Genomic DNA, 17,360 nt, shown 5'->3' with positions numbered 1-17,360 from the left:
ATTCCTACCAAAAAATAAAAAAGGGCGCCCTTTAGGCACCCTTTTTCAGTAAAGTCTAAAAAGTCAGATTATTCAGACTTTGGCTCTTCCTTCTTTTCTTCTTCTTTTTTCTTGGGCTCTTCTTCACCGCCAACATTGGCCTTGTGCAACTCCACTTCAAAAATCAGGGTCGCATTCGGGCCGATTTTGCCACCGGCACCACCGGGGCCATATGCCAATTCAGAAGGAATATAAAGTTCCCACTTGGAACCTTCCTTCATTAGTTGCAGGGCTTCAGTCCAACCTTTGATAACGCCGTTTACCGGAAACTGTACCGGCTCACCACGGGCGTAGGAGCTGTCAAACTCCTCACCGTTAATCAAGGTACCTTTGTAGTCGACTTCAACAGTGCTGCTGGCGGAAGGCTTGCTGCCGGAACCTTCAGTAATCACTTTGTACTGCAGGCCTGAATCAGTGGTAATCACACCTTCCTTTTTCGCATTCTCTTCGAGGAACGCCTTTCCTTCAGTCAGGTTTTTATCAGCAGTTTCCTTAAACTCCTGTTCCTGCTTGGCCAGCATTTCCTGCTGCTTCTTCTGCATCTGCTCCTGGAAAGCAGCAATGGTCTGTTGCTTATCTTCGTCTGTCAGACGCGATTCATGGTCACTGGCAACATCATTGAGTGCCATCAACACCACCTGAGGGTCCAGCTTCACGTCCTGGGCTTGAAGACGCTTGGCCATATCTTCAGCAATGATATAGCTGACCTTCTTCTCCTGGGTATCCAGGGTAACTTCTTTTTCCTGCTTGGATCCCTGTTCGTTACAGCCGGTCAGCGCCAGGCCAAGGGCAATTGCTGCAGCCAAAGGGTATTTATTCATGGATGTTGTCTCTTTGTCCGTATTGCGTTTATGGATTCGCGCTTGACCTTGGTCCAACGCCATCAGCGGTTTCTCGGGCAATGCTGTTGCGGCCTCCAGCCGCTAGGCGCACGCTATCCGCCAGTGCGCTCAAGTCTAACCCAAGGCGACAGCCAGTGCATACCGATGACTTTCACACTGTGCAGGACACCACATTCCCTATGCCAGTTCCGGTCTCTTCCATAAAAAAACGCAACCCGCGCTTTTTTCACCGCACTCGGCATACATTTTTATTAAAAACAGCGCTATTATCGACGAGTCACCGGTTATTGTTCTGGACTGTTTGAGGTGCTTTTCAGTTTTGGGGCAATATTGCAGTGCGCGCGTCTCTTCTTCAGCGGTATCGATCGTATTTAAGGCAAGGCTAGTGCACCACCCGGAAGTGCCAATCGATAATAAACGTCAGGACATTTACTCATGGCTGCCAAACGAAAAGCTGTCAATCCGGTCGCAGAGCTGGAAGCACAAATTTCCAAGCTCTCTGCAAAACTGGATAAAGCCCGCAATAAAAAAGTCACCGATGCCGGCAAGGCGGTATTAAAAGCCGGAAAAGCTCTGACTTCGGCAAAGGAAAAACTGGCCAAGGCCAAAACCAAGCTTAGCGAAGCCCGCGCCGCGGCTAAAACGGCCAAGACCGCCGCTGCACGAAAACGAGTCGATACCGCCAAAGCCAATGTGGAAAAACTCAATGAAGTATTCCAATTGGCTAAGAGTTCGGCAGCGGAGGCCAAAGATAGTCAATCCCTGGCTAAAGCCGAGCTTAAAGCTGCAGAAGCAGTGCGCAAAATCGCAGCCAGAACAGAAAAAGAGCTCGCTAAGAAGCAACCCAAAGCTAAGAAGGCTCCAGTAGTTAAAAAAACTGCTGGAGCTAAAAAGGCTACAGCAAAAACTGCCACTAAAGCTGTGAAAGCAGCTGGTACTAAAACGAGCAAAAAACCAGGAGCTAAAAAAGCTACTGAAAAGAAAGTTGCTACTAAAAAGGCCAGCGTACGCAAAAGCACTGCAAAAGCTACAAATTCCACTGCGAAGAAAGCCGCTGCCAAACCCGCTAAAGTCAGCACTACTCACAAAGCGACAAAGCCCGCCAGCAAAAAAGCAACCTCAGCCAAAGCTGCTTCAACAGCAAAAGCTTCTGTTGCGGCTAAGCCTAGATCTGAAAAGCCTGTGCAGGCAAAAGGCGGTGACTCCGTTACCGTAGAAAAAGCTCCAAAGGAAGCAAAAGCCTTTGTAGCTACCGAAGAGAAGAAGCCGGTGGAGTCCACACCTCCTAACCCAACTATTACACCAACCACTCCCGCCAACAGCCTGTTCTCCTCGGAAAACCGTAGCAGCGAGTGAGGGCTTCAGGCAATTGATTTACTGCGCCCAGCCGACCAACGCTCTCGATTGGCGGCAAGGGCGCAAACTTAGCAGATTTTTGCCTTATGCGACTCCGTTCTCCAGACAGGTCATGTGAGTTCATCCCACAAACAGGTCCCTGTTAAGCCCGGCGCTTATGGACTGTTGGTTTTTGTCTTACCCAGACTTCTCGATTGTGTCATAAAACTCTCTATCAACTCTGACCAGTAGGCCTGCTCTTTTTGTAGCAGACCATACTGCTGCCCAGCCAGCTCCAGGGCAGGACGATCCCCCGGCCACTCCTCAACGCAGATTTTCCAAAGAGCTGCTAACTGCAAGCGCTCAAGATTCAGCTCATAGCGTTTAAATAAATCATAAATCCGCAGGCTGTGGGGGCGAAAGCGCCCCAGCAAGCGTCGCAGGTGACGAACACTCGTGATTATCCTACGCCTCGGCGCCAGGCCACGATCCGCAACACGCCAACCCTCTTCACTCAGCTGATGACCACAGGCAGTGGCATAGCTCGCCCACAGCATCAAGCACACATCCGCACCTTTTTTATCCTGGCAACTGAGTAGGAATTCCTCCACCTCTTCATGGCGGTAAAATTCCAAGCTGAACTGCCACAGAGGGTTTTCCTGAGCAGAAGATGGAGGTGAACTATTTGTCACGTTAGAATCCCGACCTTTTGTTGATCGGCGCTTATGTAGAGGCGGCGATTGAATTCAAATACGTCGAATAGCCTAGCACCCATCGGCCTGTTCATATGAGGTTTTTCCAGTGATCAATTTGCAAGGTGTCTCCCTGCATCGGGGTGAACGTGACCTGTTGGACAGCGCAGATTGCCGTATATTTCCCGGCCACAAAGTGGGAATTATCGGTGCGAATGGCTGCGGCAAGTCAACCTTATTTAAGCTTTTACTCGGCCAGCTGGAAAGCGATGCAGGTCAGGTAGACCTACCGAGCACCTGGCGTATCTCGCATATGGCCCAGGAAGTTGAAGCCAGTGAACAATCCGCCCTTGATTATGTTCTCGATGGCGATCAAGAGCTTCGCCAACTGCAAAGACAATTGGCCCAGGCGGAAAATAGTGATGATACCGATGGCCATAAGCTGGGAGAGCTGCACGAGCGTATGGCCAGTATCGATGGCTACAGCGGGCCAGCGCGCGCCGCACAGCTGCTCGATGGACTGGGATTTTCCCACGCAGATCAACAGCAGCCAGTACGCAGCTTTTCCGGGGGCTGGCGTATTCGCCTCAACCTGGGGCGGGCGCTGATGTGCCCCGCTGATCTGATGTTGCTCGACGAGCCCACCAACCACCTGGACCTAGATGCAACCCTGTGGCTGGAGCAGTGGTTACAGCGCTTTCCCGGTACCCTGCTGATTATTTCCCACGACCGCGATTTTCTCGATGCGGTCGTCGATGGCATTGTCAGTTTTGAACAACAAAAACTGGTGCTCTATAGCGGTAATTACAGCGCCTTCGAGCGCACACGCGCAGAGCGCCTGGCACAGCAACAAATCCAGTTCGAAAAGCAGCAGGTCGAACGTGCGCACATGGAAGACTTTGTGCGGCGTTTCCGCGCCAAAGCGAGCAAGGCCAAACAGGCACAGAGTCGCATTAAGGCACTCGATCGCATGGCCCAGATTGCCCCAGCCCATGTGGACTCCCCCTTTCACTTCACCCTGCCTTCCGCAGAGAAAACCTCCAACCCGCTGATCGATCTGCGCGAAGCGGATATCGGCTATGCCGACAAGGTAGTGGTGAGCAAGGTACAACTGGGTATCCAGCCCGGTCGCCGCATTGGCCTGCTTGGTCCCAACGGCGCAGGTAAATCTTCACTGATCAAAACCCTCGCCGGGGAGCTGCTGCCACTGAGTGGCGAGCGCCAATGTGGAGAACACCTGGCAATTGGCTACTTTGCCCAGCACCAGCTGGAAGCCCTCGACGGAGCCGCCTCGCCACTACTACACCTGCAACGCTTAAGCCCAAATGCCAGTGAACAATCACTGCGGGATTTCCTAGGTGGCTATGGCTTTGTCGGAGATCGGGTTTTTGAAACCGTCGCTGGTTTTTCCGGCGGCGAGAAGGCGCGCCTGGCGTTGGCTATCCTGGCTTGGCAGAAACCCAATCTGCTATTGCTCGACGAGCCCACCAACCACCTCGATCTAGAGATGCGCCACGCTTTAACCATGGCACTTGCGGAGTTTCCCGGTGCGATGGTTCTGGTTTCCCATGATCGTCATCTGCTTGCCAATACTACCGATGAGTTTATTCTGGTTGCCAATGGCCGCGCTGAACCCTTTAGCGGTGATCTCGATGACTACAAACAGTGGTTGCTGAGCTTTAACCGGGATAAACGGCGCGACGAGAAATTCACCGATAATAACGAAATTCCCGAGAGGTCTGCTGAAGACAAAAGAACACAGCGCCGCGCCGCTGCCGCGCTACGAGAACAGCTAAAGCCTCTTACCAATAAGCTGAAAACGATTGAACGGCAAATCTCTACAGCAGAGAAGAAACTGAACCAGGCTCAGGAAAAGCTTGCAGACGAAAATCTGTATAGCGGCGGCCAGCAGGAGGAAATCTCCCGCCTCAATAAAGTGCAGTCAGAGCAGCGCGAAATTCTTGATACCCTGGAAATGGAGTGGCTTGAAATTTCTGAACAGGTGGAAGAGTTGCGTGGAGAGTAACACCTCTACCCACCTATTCTTACAGCCTTAGAAGGGCACTTTGCCCGGATGATGTACCTGAAACCGCCATCACAATGTTACATCACGGGCATCCCTTATCTGGATGGCACCGCGTAAGGCGGTTTTCCAAAAAAGTGGAAACCGCCAGTTTTTAGCTGCGGATACAACCGTATTCATCCACCGCAATACCAATCGGTGTATTCGGACACTGGTCTATATAGGTAGGTACACCATCAAAGTCTGAGTCGATAGGACAACCGTCAGGCCCCACATCCACACCAACTGGTGTCTGTGGACATTGGTCTGTTGCATCAATCACACTATCGGCATCCTCGTCATACCAAAAATCCGGGTACTCAAGCCACTGATAGCCTACTGCGACACTAGCAAAACCATCCAGGCCACCTTCTTCCACCCCTTGAAAAAGACGTATATCAGCACGTGCCTGCCAACGAGGCCCCAGACTGTACTTCACTCCAATACCCAGATTGACCATAGTCTGGCTATCATGCCAATTGCAAACGTACTTTGGGTAGAGGTGCGTATAAGGGTATTTACGTTTGTACTCACAGTCATACCGATACTTGCCGTCTTTATCCCTGTAATGTTTTTTTGGTGCATCATCGTAGTTAATACGAATTTCGCCAATCCCGAAAGCTACGTAGGGTTGCCAGCAAAAGTCGCCGCAGAACTGGCCACCAAATTGATAAAGCAGATCCAAATGGTAATTGTATACTTCAACCTTTTCAGGAATTTCATCTACATTCACTACAAAGTAATCAACCACTCCCTCCATGGCCCAGTAGTTGGTCATATTGAATCCCAGGCCGCCACCGCCACCAGTGGTGTCCCGCAGTTTTAATCCATGAAAGGGTGTCCCATTTAGTCGGTCACTGTTAAACCAATGTTTACCACCATTGGCGTAGAGATTCAGTGTGCCAACAAAATCAGCAGAGGCCCCTGAACTTGTAAAAAGAAGAGAAAATAAAACGCCATACAAAATTGAAAGAAGCGAGAGACGCTTTCTCATTAGAGACACCGAAATTCCTTTTCGAACCAACCCCCCAAGGCTTTTATTCGAATGGGTACTTAGCAACGAAATCGAATTTATTGGTATATTTTTTAAATACTCTTAATACGAATTCGTATTTGATGCCTCGCCCAGTATTAGCATCATAGACTGGAAATAGGAAAAGATAGCGATAAGGACAGGAGAGATAACCGATGCCGACGCCAACAATGTAGTGGCATTCATGGCCATTAACAAACAGTACCTTCGGCGGTCCTGAATGCAATATTTTGCCGCTACACAAAACAGTATTGTGCCTGTGAACTGGATAAGTTTTGGCAGGATTGCCTTTTAGAATCTCCGATGTCAGCGAAGATCGGAAACTACCGGGAAAAACTGGCAGATAATTTTGTAGAGACTGCGATATTTCAAAACTGATCACTGGTGGAACGGGTAATATCACCAGTGACCATACTCTCGCTCTAAGTACTAGAGACTATTCTCCACCAGGATCATAAGTGGAACTGACTTCACTCTCTATGCTAGCCACTCGCTGAGCGGGAGCTTCACCGGACAAACGCCGATACACCAAATCCCAAACACCATGGCCCAGGCGCTGGCCTCGACGTTCGAATTTGGTTTCCGGGCGCCACTCGGGCCGCGCAACATAGTCATTGCTGGCAGATGTATTTTCTAACAACTGCTCCGCCTGGAGTACTTCCAACATATGCACGGCATAGTTCTGCCAGTCTGTCGCCATATGCATCAGCCCGGCGGTTCTTAGTTTGGCACAAATCAAGCGTACAAATTCTGGCTGCACAATGCGACGCTTGTGATGCTTTTTCTTGTGCCAAGGGTCGGGAAAATATAATTGGAACCTGTCCACGATACCCTCACCGATGCAATCGTTGAGAACGTCTACTGCATCAGCCATATAAACACGCAGGTTTTCCAGCCCAGCTTTACCGGCACTATTAATCAACCTGCCGACACCGGGAGGGTGCACCTCGATACCAATAAAATTCTTGTCGGGCTCCGCCTGTGCCATCGCGAACAGGGAGTCCCCCATACCAAAACCAATTTCCAGAACCAGTGGGGCCTCGCGCCCGAAAACTTCACTCGGATTGATAGGACCATCAAACAGGGACAAGCCAAACTGCCCCCAGTAGGTATCAAAAGCGCGGCGCTGCCCTTCAGTCATTCGCCCTGCGCGGATCACGTAACTACGGATGGACTTTTTCTTGTACTCGGTGCGGTAGGGGAACTCTTCCGCGGATTCGTCTTGCATTCTTCACGACCTCTTATGCGAAACGGTTTTCTTATATTCGGGTATTGGGATAAATTGGGCGCCGACTCAAAAATGAATCTGGTCCCGATTATTTGGAGAAATTTGCAGCGGCAATTAACAATGCAACCCAACCGGCAATCATCAGGGTCCCACCAACTGGTGTGACAGGCCCCAGCCACCGCGGCCCTCCAAGGGCGAGGGCGTAGAGACTGCCGGAAAAAAACACTACGCCAAATACAAAGAAAGCTCCGCTCAGGGTGAGTGACAAGTGCACACCCCTGTTCTGGATTAACAGAGCCACGCCAAGCAATGCCAAGGCATGGAGCATCTGGTACTGCACTCCAGTCTTGTAGGCCTCCAATAGGTTCTCTGTCACCTTATCGCGCAGGCCGTGGGCGCCGAAGGCACCCAGGGCAACACCGCTGGCGCCGAACAGTGCGGCGAGCACCAGGTAAAGTTTTGCCATTATTTATCCCTCAACAGTTTCCTTCCTGGTTAGACTCAGGAAATCGATAAATACGGAAATAAAAAAACCGCGCAACTGCGCGGTTTTCTACCGAATAACAAAGATACGGGTTCAGGCCTCCATGGCCGCCCGCACTTTCTTCATGGCATTCTTTTCCAGCTGGCGGATACGCTCAGCGGAAACACCATACTTGTCAGCCAATTCATGCAGCGTGGACTTCTCCTCACTCAACCAGCGTGCCTGGATAATATCGCGGCTGCGCTCATCCAGTTGCTCCATAGCATGGGCGAGGCTACTGAGGTTGGTTTCCTGCCAGTTATCACGCTCCAGCTGGGCGGCTGGGTCGAAACTGCGATCTTCCAGGTAATGCGCCGGTGCCTGCCAGGCAGTATCGTCATCGTCATCTACACCTGCATCGAATGCGGCATCATAAGCAGCGAGACGGCCTTCCATCTCATGGACCTGGGCAACATCCACGTTTAAGTCTTTTGCCACAGCCTTGGCTTCATCATTGCTGAGCCAAGCCAATTTCTTCTTTTGGCCACGCAGGTTAAAGAAGAGCTTGCGCTGCGCCTTGGTGGTGGCGATCTTCACAATACGCCAATTGCGCAGGATAAATTCGTGGATCTCGGCTTTGATCCAGTGAACCGCGAACGAAACCAGGCGCACACCCTTTTCAGGGTTAAAGCGCTTGACGGCTTTCATCAGGCCAACATTACCTTCCTGAACCAGATCGGCCTGATTAAGGCCATAACCGGAGTAGGACTTGGCAATATGCACTACAAAGCGCAGGTGGGACATCACCAGCTGGCGAGCGGCATTAATATCTTCACGATAGTAGAGGTCTTCTGCCAGGCGCTTTTCCTCTTCGGCAGTCAGTACATCAAAGCTACTGACCGTCTGGATATAAGCTCCCAGGTTGGCGCCCGGAGACAGCGTATGCACTGGCTGTAGGCTGGTTCCCATTCAGGTTTCTCCTCTCTTTATTAGTCGACCGGCTCCACCGGCCGCTGTCGTCGAATACTGTTTCCGGCGACAAGCTGGGCTCAGTGTAGCACTTGCACAGGCGGATAAGAAAGTCCGCCGCCAATTGCCGTATTCCGCTGTATTTCGGGCAATTAGAGGGCCGGACAACCCCTGGGGTTCCCACTGCTGCAACAGCTTTACGATTCTTTATGGAACTAACCAGTCAAGTGGGTTCGATAGCCCGAATATGCCGGGTTGCCGCCAGCCAGGCACCCAACAATCCCAAGAGGGCTGCGCCAGCGGTCAGCCCTAAAAAGTAGCTGAATCCAGGGCCTGCCAGAGCGTAGTTACTTCCATAACTGGAAGAAAGGCCTGCAATTGGCCCCGACAACAGCAGTACGCCACCCAGTAACAGCAACCAGGCCAACAACCCGCCACAAAAACCATAGCAGAGCCCGCTGTAGAGAAAGGGCCTGCGCACAAAGGCATTGGTACCGCCCACCAGCTTTACCACCAGAATCTCCTCGCGGCGGCTCTCGATATGTAGACGAATGGTATTGACTACCACCAGGATCACCCCCAGTGCCAACAGGACCGCAAGCCCAGCGGAGAGGCGCTGCCCCAGCTCAGTAAGCTGGGTAAGACGCTGCACCCAAGCTAAATCTAACACCACGGAATCAGTCAGGGCCTGTTGCTGCAAGTTCGCCACCAATATCTGCAACTTGTCATTATCTTGGGTATCCCGTGGGCGCAATAGCAATACCGCTGGTAGAGGGTTCGCATCGAGTCCCGCCAGCACATCACCGAGCCCCGATGCCTGCTCAAACTCAGCCAGGGCCTCTTCCGGGGAGATATAAGTCACTTCGGCTACTGCCGGATCGCTGCGTAGTTTTGCAGCAAAAGATTCCACAGCAGCGTCCCGCGCACCCTTATGCAGGAAAACTGAAATTTGCGGTTGTCCATCCCAACCAGCTACGGCGCGCTGAAAATTCGCTAGCCCCAGTTGCAGGGCAGCAGGTAGGGCTAAAGCTATCGCTATCACCAGTGCAGTCATGATACTAGCCATGGGGGTCGCAAAAAAACGCCGTAGGGATTCCAACGCCACCTCTCTATGATGGCCGAGCCAGCTGCGCCACAAATCGCCAAAATCGGTACGGGCTGCTACTGCCCCGGTACTGCGCGTACGTTTTTCAGCACTGGGATTGGCCTGGCGCTGTGACCTAGACTGGGTTTGCTTCACGGCTCGGAACTCCGTCATAAATCAACTGGCCAGCCTGCAGCGTCAATACTCGCCGACGCATTCGTGCGATCAATTCCAGGTCGTGACTCGCCACCATTACAGTAACGCCCACTGCATTAAAATCCGCGAACAACTGCATAATTTCCTGGGATAGTTGCGGATCAAGGTTACCGGTCGGCTCATCGGCTACCAGGATGGCTGGTTTGTTCACTACAGCGCGGGCTATGCCAACACGCTGCTGTTCACCACCAGACAACATAATGGGGTTTTGCTTTTCCTTGTGCAGGAGGCCCACCTTGTCCAGCGCAGCGCGTACCCGGCGGCCCAGTTCGCGCCTATTACAACCGGCAACTGATAGGGGCAGGGCAATGTTGTCAAACACACTGCGATCAAAGAGAAGTTGGTGGTTTTGGAATACGATGCCCAGGTTGCGGCGATAGTAGGGAACCTGACTATTACGCAGTCGATTGAGGTTTTGCCCGGCAACTAGGATAGTCCCCTTGGTGGGGCGCTCTATAGCAGTAACCAATCTCAGTAGGGTACTTTTGCCTGCACCGGAGTGACCGGTGAGGAACACCATATCCCCGCGGGGAATTTCCAGGCTGATACGCACCAGGGCATCTTGCCCCGATGCATAACGCTTGTTCACATTGTCAAAGGTGATCACGGTTTCTAATTCTTGTTATTCCCTGTGAGGAAAGTCAGGCGGTATCGCGGCCGAACAGTGCCGAAACGAACTCACGTGCCCGGAAAGGCTGAAGATCTTCCGCCTGTTCCCCCACACCGATAAAGCGTACCGGGATGCCGAAACGGCGTGCCAGGGCAAATATCACCCCACCTTTGGCCGTGCCATCTAATTTGGTGAGAACCAACCCGGTAACACCAGCCGCCTCACGGAATTGGGAGGCCTGATTGATTGCATTCTGGCCTGTACCGGCATCGAGTACCAACAGCACTTCATGGGGAGCACTGGGGTCCAGTTTGCCCATCACCCGGCGCACCTTGGCCAGCTCATCCATCAAGTTAGATTTGGTATGCAACCGGCCGGCAGTGTCTGCAATAACTACATCGATGCCGCGGGCCTGAGCTGACTGGACCGCATCAAAGATAACTGATGCGCTGTCTGCACCGGTATGTTGAGCGACAACTGGGACATCGTGGCGCTGGCCCCAAACCTGCAACTGCTCCACAGCAGCAGCGCGGAAGGTATCGCCTGCGGCGAGCATGACCGACTTACCCTCACCGAGAAAGCGATGCGCCAACTTACCGATGGTCGTGGTCTTGCCAACACCATTAACTCCCACCACCAGAATCACATACGGCTTCTTGCCAGTATCAATCATCAGCGGCGCATCGACACTCTCAAGCAGTTCCGCCAGCTCCTGCTGCAGGGCTTGGTACAGGGCATCACCATCGGCAAGCTCGCGACGGGACACGCGCTCAGTCAGGCGCTCAACAATCTCACTGGTAGCCTCAACACCCACATCTGCCATCAGCAACTGGGTTTCCAGCTCTTCAAGTAAATCCTCATCGATTTCCTTGGCACCAAGAAACAGATTGCCCATTCCCTCAACGAACTGATTGCTGGTACGGCTGAGTCCACGGCGAATGCGAGCAAAAAAGCCCTCTTTCTTTTTCTCAACAGGTTTTTCCTGAACCTGTGCAGGTTTCGCTACCGGTTCTGGTACCCGCTCGACAGCGGCTACTTGCTCCGCAACAACCTGCTGCAGCTTGGGTTCAACTTCAGCTTTTTTCTCCGTGACTTCTGCGGGCTTTTGTTCCGCAGTTGATTGTTCGGGAGCTGTGACAGGTTCCTCTCGCCCTACAGCGGTAGGCTTTTCTTCAACTGGGGGAGACACATATCCCGCTAGTTGAGCACCGGTTTCCGAAGTCGAAGGCTCTTTATGGCCTGAGGACTCTTGCTCACTGGAAAGCTCCCCAGAAGCAGCAGCAACTTCCGCATGCTCCTGCTGGGACTCGCTTTGTTCAGGTTTGCGCTTTTTCTTTTTACGCAGGAAATCAAAGATCATTCGTGTATCCGGGTGTACCGCTTGCAGAAAGACGCTAATCTTAGCATCGCTAAGCCCCCAGTAGAGAGTTCCCTTGGCCAGAAGTTCATCACGCAAGCCCACCCCACAACCTCTTTCCCAACTTCGCATCATCGGAGGGCTGTGGCGCGGACGCAAACTGCAGTTCGCACCAGTAGAGGGACTGAGGCCCACGGGCGATCGACTGCGTGAAACCCTATTCAACTGGCTGCAGTTTTATCTGCCAACCGCTCACTGCCTGGATCTATTCGCCGGTTCCGGAGCCCTTGGCCTGGAGGCCTTGTCCCGCGGCGCTGCCTCAGTGGATTTTGTCGAGCTGAATCCCCATGCGGCACGCACCCTCAAGCAGCAACTGCAGTTGCTGGGCGCACAGAGAGCCCAGGTGTATAACTGCGAGGCAGCCGATTTCCTTGCGAGTAGTGATAAGCAATACGATATTGTCTTTATTGACCCGCCGTTTGCCAAAGACCTGTGGCAGGAGAGCTTGAGCGCCCTTGAGGGCCATCTATCTGCGGAGGCATTGATATATATTGAAACCCCTCGCAACACGCCTCCCCCAGTATTGCCAAACTGGCAATTAATCAAAGAAAAACGTGCTGGGCAGGTTTGTATGCGTCTATATAGCGATAGCAGCACTAAACAACGCTCAACTGAATAGCGAGGAGCCAGCGAAATTATATGAATGCATTCGGTTTTGAGCCTTAGCCGTAAATTGTTTACCATTCGCATCCCTTTCGGCCCGCACTAAAAGCCTTGGCGTATGAAAAAAGTCGTCTATCCCGGAACGTTTGATCCAATCACCAATGGCCATCTGGACCTGGTGGAACGGGCCTGCCGCCTGTTTGACCACGTTATCGTTGCTGTGGCCGCCAGCAGTCGCAAAAACCCCTTGTTCACTTTGGATGAGAGGGTAGAGCTGTCCCAGAAGGTACTCGGCCACCTGCCCAATGTGGAAGTTATCGGCTTTGATATTCTACTGGCCGACCTAGTTCGCCAAGTAGATGCCTACGGCGTACTACGTGGCCTGCGTGCAGTATCCGACTTCGAATACGAGTTCCAGCTGGCAAATATGAACCGGCAGCTGGCGCCGAATATGGAAAGCCTGTTCCTGACACCGGCGGAACATCTTTCCTACATTTCCTCATCTCTGGTGAGAGAAATTGCCTCTTTGAACGGTGATGTCACCAAGTTTGTTCCACCGGCAGTACAGAGCGCACTCCAGGAGAAATTCCGCTAAGCCCGGACCTGGTTATTTCTGGTACACTCAAGCGGATTTTTCCACAATCCGCGGAGTGTGTTGTGCGCTACCTTCTCCTCGCCTTTGCCGTCTTAATGACCCCAGCAATAGCCGACGAGCCGCAACCGGAGATCGATACCGGTCGCAGTGCGATCAAGTCGGCCACAGCCAACACCTATATGGCGGTTACCGCCAATCCACATGCCAGTCGCGCAGCTGAGCAGGTTCTCGCCCAAGGAGGTACCGCTGTGGATGCTGCTATAGCCGCACAAATGGTATTGGGGCTTGTGGAGCCTCAGTCATCAGGTATTGGTGGCGGTGCCTTCATGCTCAGTTATGACGCCGACGACAAAGAACTCCAATACTACGATGGTCGCGAGACAGCGCCCGCTGCAGTCGATGAACATTACTTTATGCACGAGGGTAAGCCCCGCTCATTTATCCGAGCGGTTATTGGTGGCTACTCAGTAGGTGTACCCGGCGTTATCCGCATGCTGGAAATGGCACACAAGCGCGATGGCAAACTCCCATGGGAATCCCTGTTCCAGCCCGCTATCGACTTAGCCGAAAACGGATTTGAGATTTCCCCTCGTCTGCACCAGCTCCTGCTCAGGCTTCCGAGCGTTGCCGCCAGGCCGGCTATCGCCAACTACTTCTTCGACAATGATGGAAAGCCTCTGCCTGTGGGGCACAAGCTGAAGAACCATGATTACGCCCAGACATTGCGAATGATTGCCAAAGGTGGCTCAGATGCGTTTTATCATGGCGAAATAGCCAAGGCTATTGTAGAGGCAGTAAATAACGACCCGGAAAACCCCGGTCTGCTCAGCCTGGAAGATATGGCTACCTATAAAGCCAAGCAGCGTGAGCCCTTATGCTCACTATTCCTCGAATATCGCGTCTGTGGTGCCGATGCTCCCTCCTCAGGGGGTACCACTGTGGGTGGAATATTGGGCATGCTGCAGCAGTTTCCGCTGGACAAGATGGAGGCTGGCGACGACCTTCTCACCCACCTGTTTATTGAAGCCTCCGAGCTGGCATTTGCCGACCGCAATACCTACTCCGCCGATGCGGATTTTGTCAGTGTGCCGAGCAAGCCCCTGGTCTCTCCCGACTACCTAAGCAGTCGCGCTGCCTTGATTGACCCAGATAGCGCCAACACCGCCAAGCCAGGCAATCCCTCGGCCGGTACTAGCAAGCGCACAATGGCCCAGTCACCGGAGATGCCCAACACCAGTCATCTGGTAGTGGTGGACCGCTACGGCAATGGTGTCAGTATGACGACCAGCATCGAGACGGGGTTTGGATCACGTTTACTGGTGAAGGGATTTCTGCTGAACAACCAATTAACCGACTTTTCCTTCACGCCAAGGGATGCCGATGGGAATCTGGTAGCCAACCGTATCCAAGCCGAAAAAAGACCCCGTTCATCCATGTCACCCACTATCGTATTCAACAAGGACGGCAGTATGCGCCTGCTGGTTGGCTCCCCCGGTGGATCCCGCATCATCGACTATACAGCTCGAACCATTCTCTATCATTTGGGTCTGGATATGCCGATCGCAGACGCTATAGCCGCCGGTAATATTGGCGCTATCGGCCGGCGCGTGGAACTGGAACCGGGGTTTTTCAGCAGTGAAACTGTAGAAAAGCTGAAGGCACGCGGACATCAGGTAGTCGAGCGCAATCTCAATAGCGGCATTCATGCAATTGCCCTAAAGGATAAAAAACTCCATGGCGGCGCTGACCCCCGTCGTGAGGGGAGCGCCCTGGGGCACTGATCTCAGGTGGGATACTTAAAAGCCTCTGCACATCAGGGGCTTTTTTCATTGGGCAATTTATCGCTACCAAATTCATAAACCAGCCGCCCCTTGTAATAAGTCCGCAGGATATTGGCTTTGTGGATTTCACTTACAGGAATCTGGAATAGATTACGATCCAGCACAATAAAATCCGCCCACTTATCCTTTTCCAGACTGCCTGTTTCCGATTCCAGCCCATGGGCATAGGCTCCATTTATAGTAAAAGTCTCAAGCATCACCTCCAGAGGGATATTGCGCTCTACCCCGGATTGAATCCCAAACAGTGGACTACTCTCCCTACCTGAAGACAATACATACCCAGAAACCAAAGTAACGCCTTCCGGAAAAAAATGTTTACTATTTTCTACATTGAAATTTTTTTTCTGTAGCGGAATTTTGCGCGGATGAACTACCGCTACAATTTTACCCTTTGCAAATTTCTGTAATTCATCGGCATCGGCAATCGTGGCATTGAAGATACTGTTACGCGGGTTTCTTTTTTTGGCCATATCTCCCAGCTGCAAGAGAACTCCTAAAGCCAACTCAGTGCCAACGCGATTATGCACGTAAAGTTGTACAGGGAAATTATGAATATTTGCTCGCTCTACTAGCTGTATTATTGCCGGTAATTTTCCAGTTTCTGAACTATGGCCAACTGCATTCGGAGAGACAGGGGTACTGATACTGACAGAACCTATACGAAAATCTTCACCGGAATACCGTTTGGTAAGAGCCTGTAGCGTCCTAAACTGTGCTGCTGTCATATCAGGCAAAACAGTAAATGAGCTTCTTACCCGCAAGTCCAATGGTTCTAGATCTGAAAATTTATCCAGAATCGTCATTAATTTTCCACCGCTAACCAAAGGGGTATTGGTCTCATAAAGTGTTGTCACACCCCAACTGGGGGCCAGACTATTTATACGTAAAATATCCTTATGGTAATCTGTCGAACGCTTATCTGGGATCAATTTCTGCAATAGTTCTGTCGCACCTCGGCCACGCAATAAGCCTATTGCGATACCATCCTCATTTTTAGCAATAAATCCATTTAGTGGATTTTTCGTATCGTTATCAATACCGGCGGCAGCGAGCCCTTCGGAATTTGTCCAGATACTCGTTCCGTCAGCAGAAACCAGAATAATAGGAATTAAATCATTTATTTGATCGAGAATTTCTTTATGAATTTTATGGTCTGAAAATGCTTGTGGGCGCCATCCTGAACCAACCACAACCTGTTGATCCGGGTTTTCCTGGATATAAACTTCTACCGCCCGCCGGTAATCATCAACCGTATTTCCCGCGTGCAAATCAATGCCAAATGCCGATCCGGCAATTTTTGCTCCCTGAATAAACCCTGGTAAGATCAGTTTTCCCTGTAGGTTCTCAACCTTTGTATCTGGCCCAATGTATTTTTTTGCACCCTGTTCATCGCCAATGTAAACAATATACCCATCCCTGATAACCATGGCCGAGGCAACGGAACGGGATTTATCCAGTGTATAGATATAAGCATTTTCCAAAATCAGCTGAGCAGGAACTAGGCTGGAACTATTCTGTGGAATAGCTTCACCGCAGGACAGCAAAGAAAAACAATATAAAATCAAAACCAAACGCTTCATACGAGCTTCCTTTTTCAGAGGCACCCCAGTCAATCCACGGAAAGTAATTGGCTTTAAAAATAAGCGGCTCGAAAATATTTTTTTGAAATATATGCAACTGTCTTTTATAGGTAAATGTAACAGCCAGTCCAGCACATATAACCCATGGCACTGTCGTAATTGTAGAAAAGGAGAAGCTTTTATGAGCAAGCTTAAGTCCACAACCAGTGATAGCCAAAAGAGCCACTGGTACAGGGCCCCAGGCCGCACTCAAGAAAAACGCCTATCAGATTAACCATGACGATGGTAAAAAAAGCAGTGGCAACAGATTTTTCCACAAAACTGAAACGACGTGGCGCAAAATTGCGCTGGGAAAATCCTAGCATCATGGCAACCCCTGAATAAGCTAGAAGCCCAAAAAAGGCAACAGCTGACCAGGTATAAAGGTGCAGGCCAAAGAAAGCTTCACCAAAGCCCGGGTTGCCAGGAAGGATATGCAGTAGCACTTGTCGCCCAGCCACAGCTAAACCGGCAAGCCCTGATAGTATGACCATTCCATAATGTACAGGCCGCACACCAAAGCGCAGGTTCATCAGCAGTCCAATACCCACCATAGTAAAAGCCACCCTCTGCAGTAAGCATAGAGGGCAGGGTGGCTGATGGAAAAACAGCTCCACGAGGAAAGCAAACCACAATGCCACTGTAATCAGTAACAGAAGCAGGGCGTCGAACCTTCGCACCGTATACACCATGGCGAGCCCCTTTGAGGCCT

The 17,360-nt window shown here is 51.5% G+C and carries 16 protein-coding genes; 5 read left to right on the top strand and 11 right to left on the bottom strand.

The genetic code is table 11. The features are described from left to right. Window positions 1-68: 68 nt before the first annotated feature. Window positions 69-860 carry an FKBP-type peptidyl-prolyl cis-trans isomerase gene (gene bamJ, locus ACJJIP_RS21280; protein ID WP_020414001.1) on the bottom strand — a complete coding sequence of 264 codons (792 nt, stop codon included), beginning with the start codon at window positions 858-860 and terminating at the stop codon, window positions 69-71. Window positions 861-1,316: 456 nt separating this feature from the next. Between bamJ and ACJJIP_RS21275 the strand changes: the two genes are divergently transcribed. Then, window positions 1,317-2,237, top strand: coding sequence for a hypothetical protein (locus tag ACJJIP_RS21275; RefSeq protein WP_020414000.1), 921 nt, complete (start codon window positions 1,317-1,319; stop codon window positions 2,235-2,237). A gap of 155 nt (window positions 2,238-2,392) precedes the next feature. On the opposite strand, the gene ACJJIP_RS21270 is transcribed toward ACJJIP_RS21275, so the two are convergent. Continuing rightward, window positions 2,393-2,908 (bottom strand): TIGR02444 family protein, encoded by a 516-nt coding sequence (locus tag ACJJIP_RS21270; RefSeq protein WP_444945938.1) that lies wholly within the window; start codon window positions 2,906-2,908, stop codon window positions 2,393-2,395. A 109-nt stretch (window positions 2,909-3,017) separates the two neighbouring features. Here ACJJIP_RS21270 and ACJJIP_RS21265 point away from each other — a divergent pair, with 109 nt between their 5' ends. Further along, window positions 3,018-4,934, top strand: coding sequence for an ATP-binding cassette domain-containing protein (locus ACJJIP_RS21265; protein WP_444945937.1), 1,917 nt, complete (start codon window positions 3,018-3,020; stop codon window positions 4,932-4,934). 151 nt (window positions 4,935-5,085) lie between these two features. On the opposite strand, the gene ACJJIP_RS21260 is transcribed toward ACJJIP_RS21265, so the two are convergent. The 7 genes from ACJJIP_RS21260 to ftsY form a co-directional block, all read right to left on the bottom strand. Beyond that, complete coding sequence (locus tag ACJJIP_RS21260) at window positions 5,086-5,964, bottom strand: outer membrane beta-barrel protein (RefSeq protein ID WP_020413996.1); 879 nt, start codon at window positions 5,962-5,964, stop codon at window positions 5,086-5,088. A gap of 475 nt (window positions 5,965-6,439) precedes the next feature. Further along, window positions 6,440-7,231 carry a tRNA (guanosine(46)-N7)-methyltransferase TrmB gene (gene trmB, locus ACJJIP_RS21255; protein WP_444945936.1) on the bottom strand — a complete coding sequence of 264 codons (792 nt, stop codon included), beginning with the start codon at window positions 7,229-7,231 and terminating at the stop codon, window positions 6,440-6,442. Between the two features lie 88 nt (window positions 7,232-7,319). Beyond that, a complete protein-coding gene (locus ACJJIP_RS21250) occupies window positions 7,320-7,697 on the bottom strand; it encodes a DUF423 domain-containing protein (RefSeq protein ID WP_444945935.1) in 378 nt (125 codons plus the stop codon). A gap of 111 nt (window positions 7,698-7,808) precedes the next feature. Beyond that, window positions 7,809-8,663, bottom strand: a complete 855-nt coding sequence (rpoH, locus tag ACJJIP_RS21245) for an RNA polymerase sigma factor RpoH (protein ID WP_020413993.1) — start codon at window positions 8,661-8,663, stop codon at window positions 7,809-7,811. A gap of 223 nt (window positions 8,664-8,886) precedes the next feature. Beyond that, window positions 8,887-9,903 (bottom strand): permease-like cell division protein FtsX, encoded by a 1,017-nt coding sequence (gene ftsX / locus ACJJIP_RS21240; protein WP_020413992.1) that lies wholly within the window; start codon window positions 9,901-9,903, stop codon window positions 8,887-8,889. Then, window positions 9,884-10,570, bottom strand: a complete 687-nt coding sequence (ftsE, locus tag ACJJIP_RS21235; protein ID WP_020413991.1) for a cell division ATP-binding protein FtsE — start codon at window positions 10,568-10,570, stop codon at window positions 9,884-9,886. The genes ftsX and ftsE overlap by 20 nt, the downstream gene beginning before the upstream one ends. A gap of 34 nt (window positions 10,571-10,604) precedes the next feature. Then, on the bottom strand, window positions 10,605-11,633 hold the full coding sequence (ftsY, locus tag ACJJIP_RS21230; RefSeq protein ID WP_211214942.1) for a signal recognition particle-docking protein FtsY: 1,029 nt from the start codon (window positions 11,631-11,633) through the stop codon (window positions 10,605-10,607). Between the two features lie 373 nt (window positions 11,634-12,006). Between ftsY and rsmD the strand changes: the two genes are divergently transcribed. From rsmD to ggt, 3 genes are all read left to right on the top strand, one after another. Continuing rightward, entirely contained in the window at window positions 12,007-12,609 is a 603-nt protein-coding gene (gene rsmD / locus ACJJIP_RS21225) for a 16S rRNA (guanine(966)-N(2))-methyltransferase RsmD (protein ID WP_444945934.1), read from the top strand. A gap of 102 nt (window positions 12,610-12,711) precedes the next feature. After that, on the top strand, window positions 12,712-13,188 hold the full coding sequence (gene coaD / locus ACJJIP_RS21220; protein WP_020413988.1) for a pantetheine-phosphate adenylyltransferase: 477 nt from the start codon (window positions 12,712-12,714) through the stop codon (window positions 13,186-13,188). Window positions 13,189-13,250: 62 nt separating this feature from the next. Then, complete coding sequence (gene ggt, locus ACJJIP_RS21215; protein WP_444945933.1) at window positions 13,251-14,969, top strand: gamma-glutamyltransferase; 1,719 nt, start codon at window positions 13,251-13,253, stop codon at window positions 14,967-14,969. Window positions 14,970-15,001: 32 nt separating this feature from the next. Here the strand turns inward: ggt and ACJJIP_RS21210 are convergent, their stop codons facing one another. Together ACJJIP_RS21210 and ACJJIP_RS21205 are read right to left on the bottom strand one after the other, a co-directional pair. Beyond that, a complete protein-coding gene (locus ACJJIP_RS21210) occupies window positions 15,002-16,609 on the bottom strand; it encodes an amidohydrolase (protein ID WP_444945932.1) in 1,608 nt (535 codons plus the stop codon). A 191-nt stretch (window positions 16,610-16,800) separates the two neighbouring features. After that, a complete protein-coding gene (locus ACJJIP_RS21205; RefSeq protein ID WP_282952091.1) occupies window positions 16,801-17,340 on the bottom strand; it encodes a disulfide bond formation protein B in 540 nt (179 codons plus the stop codon). Window positions 17,341-17,360: the final 20 nt, after the last annotated feature.

The organism is Microbulbifer variabilis (assembly GCF_052467165.1).
The sequence above is the reverse complement of the archived record's forward strand: the minus strand, read 5'-3'. Positions and strand labels throughout refer to the sequence as shown.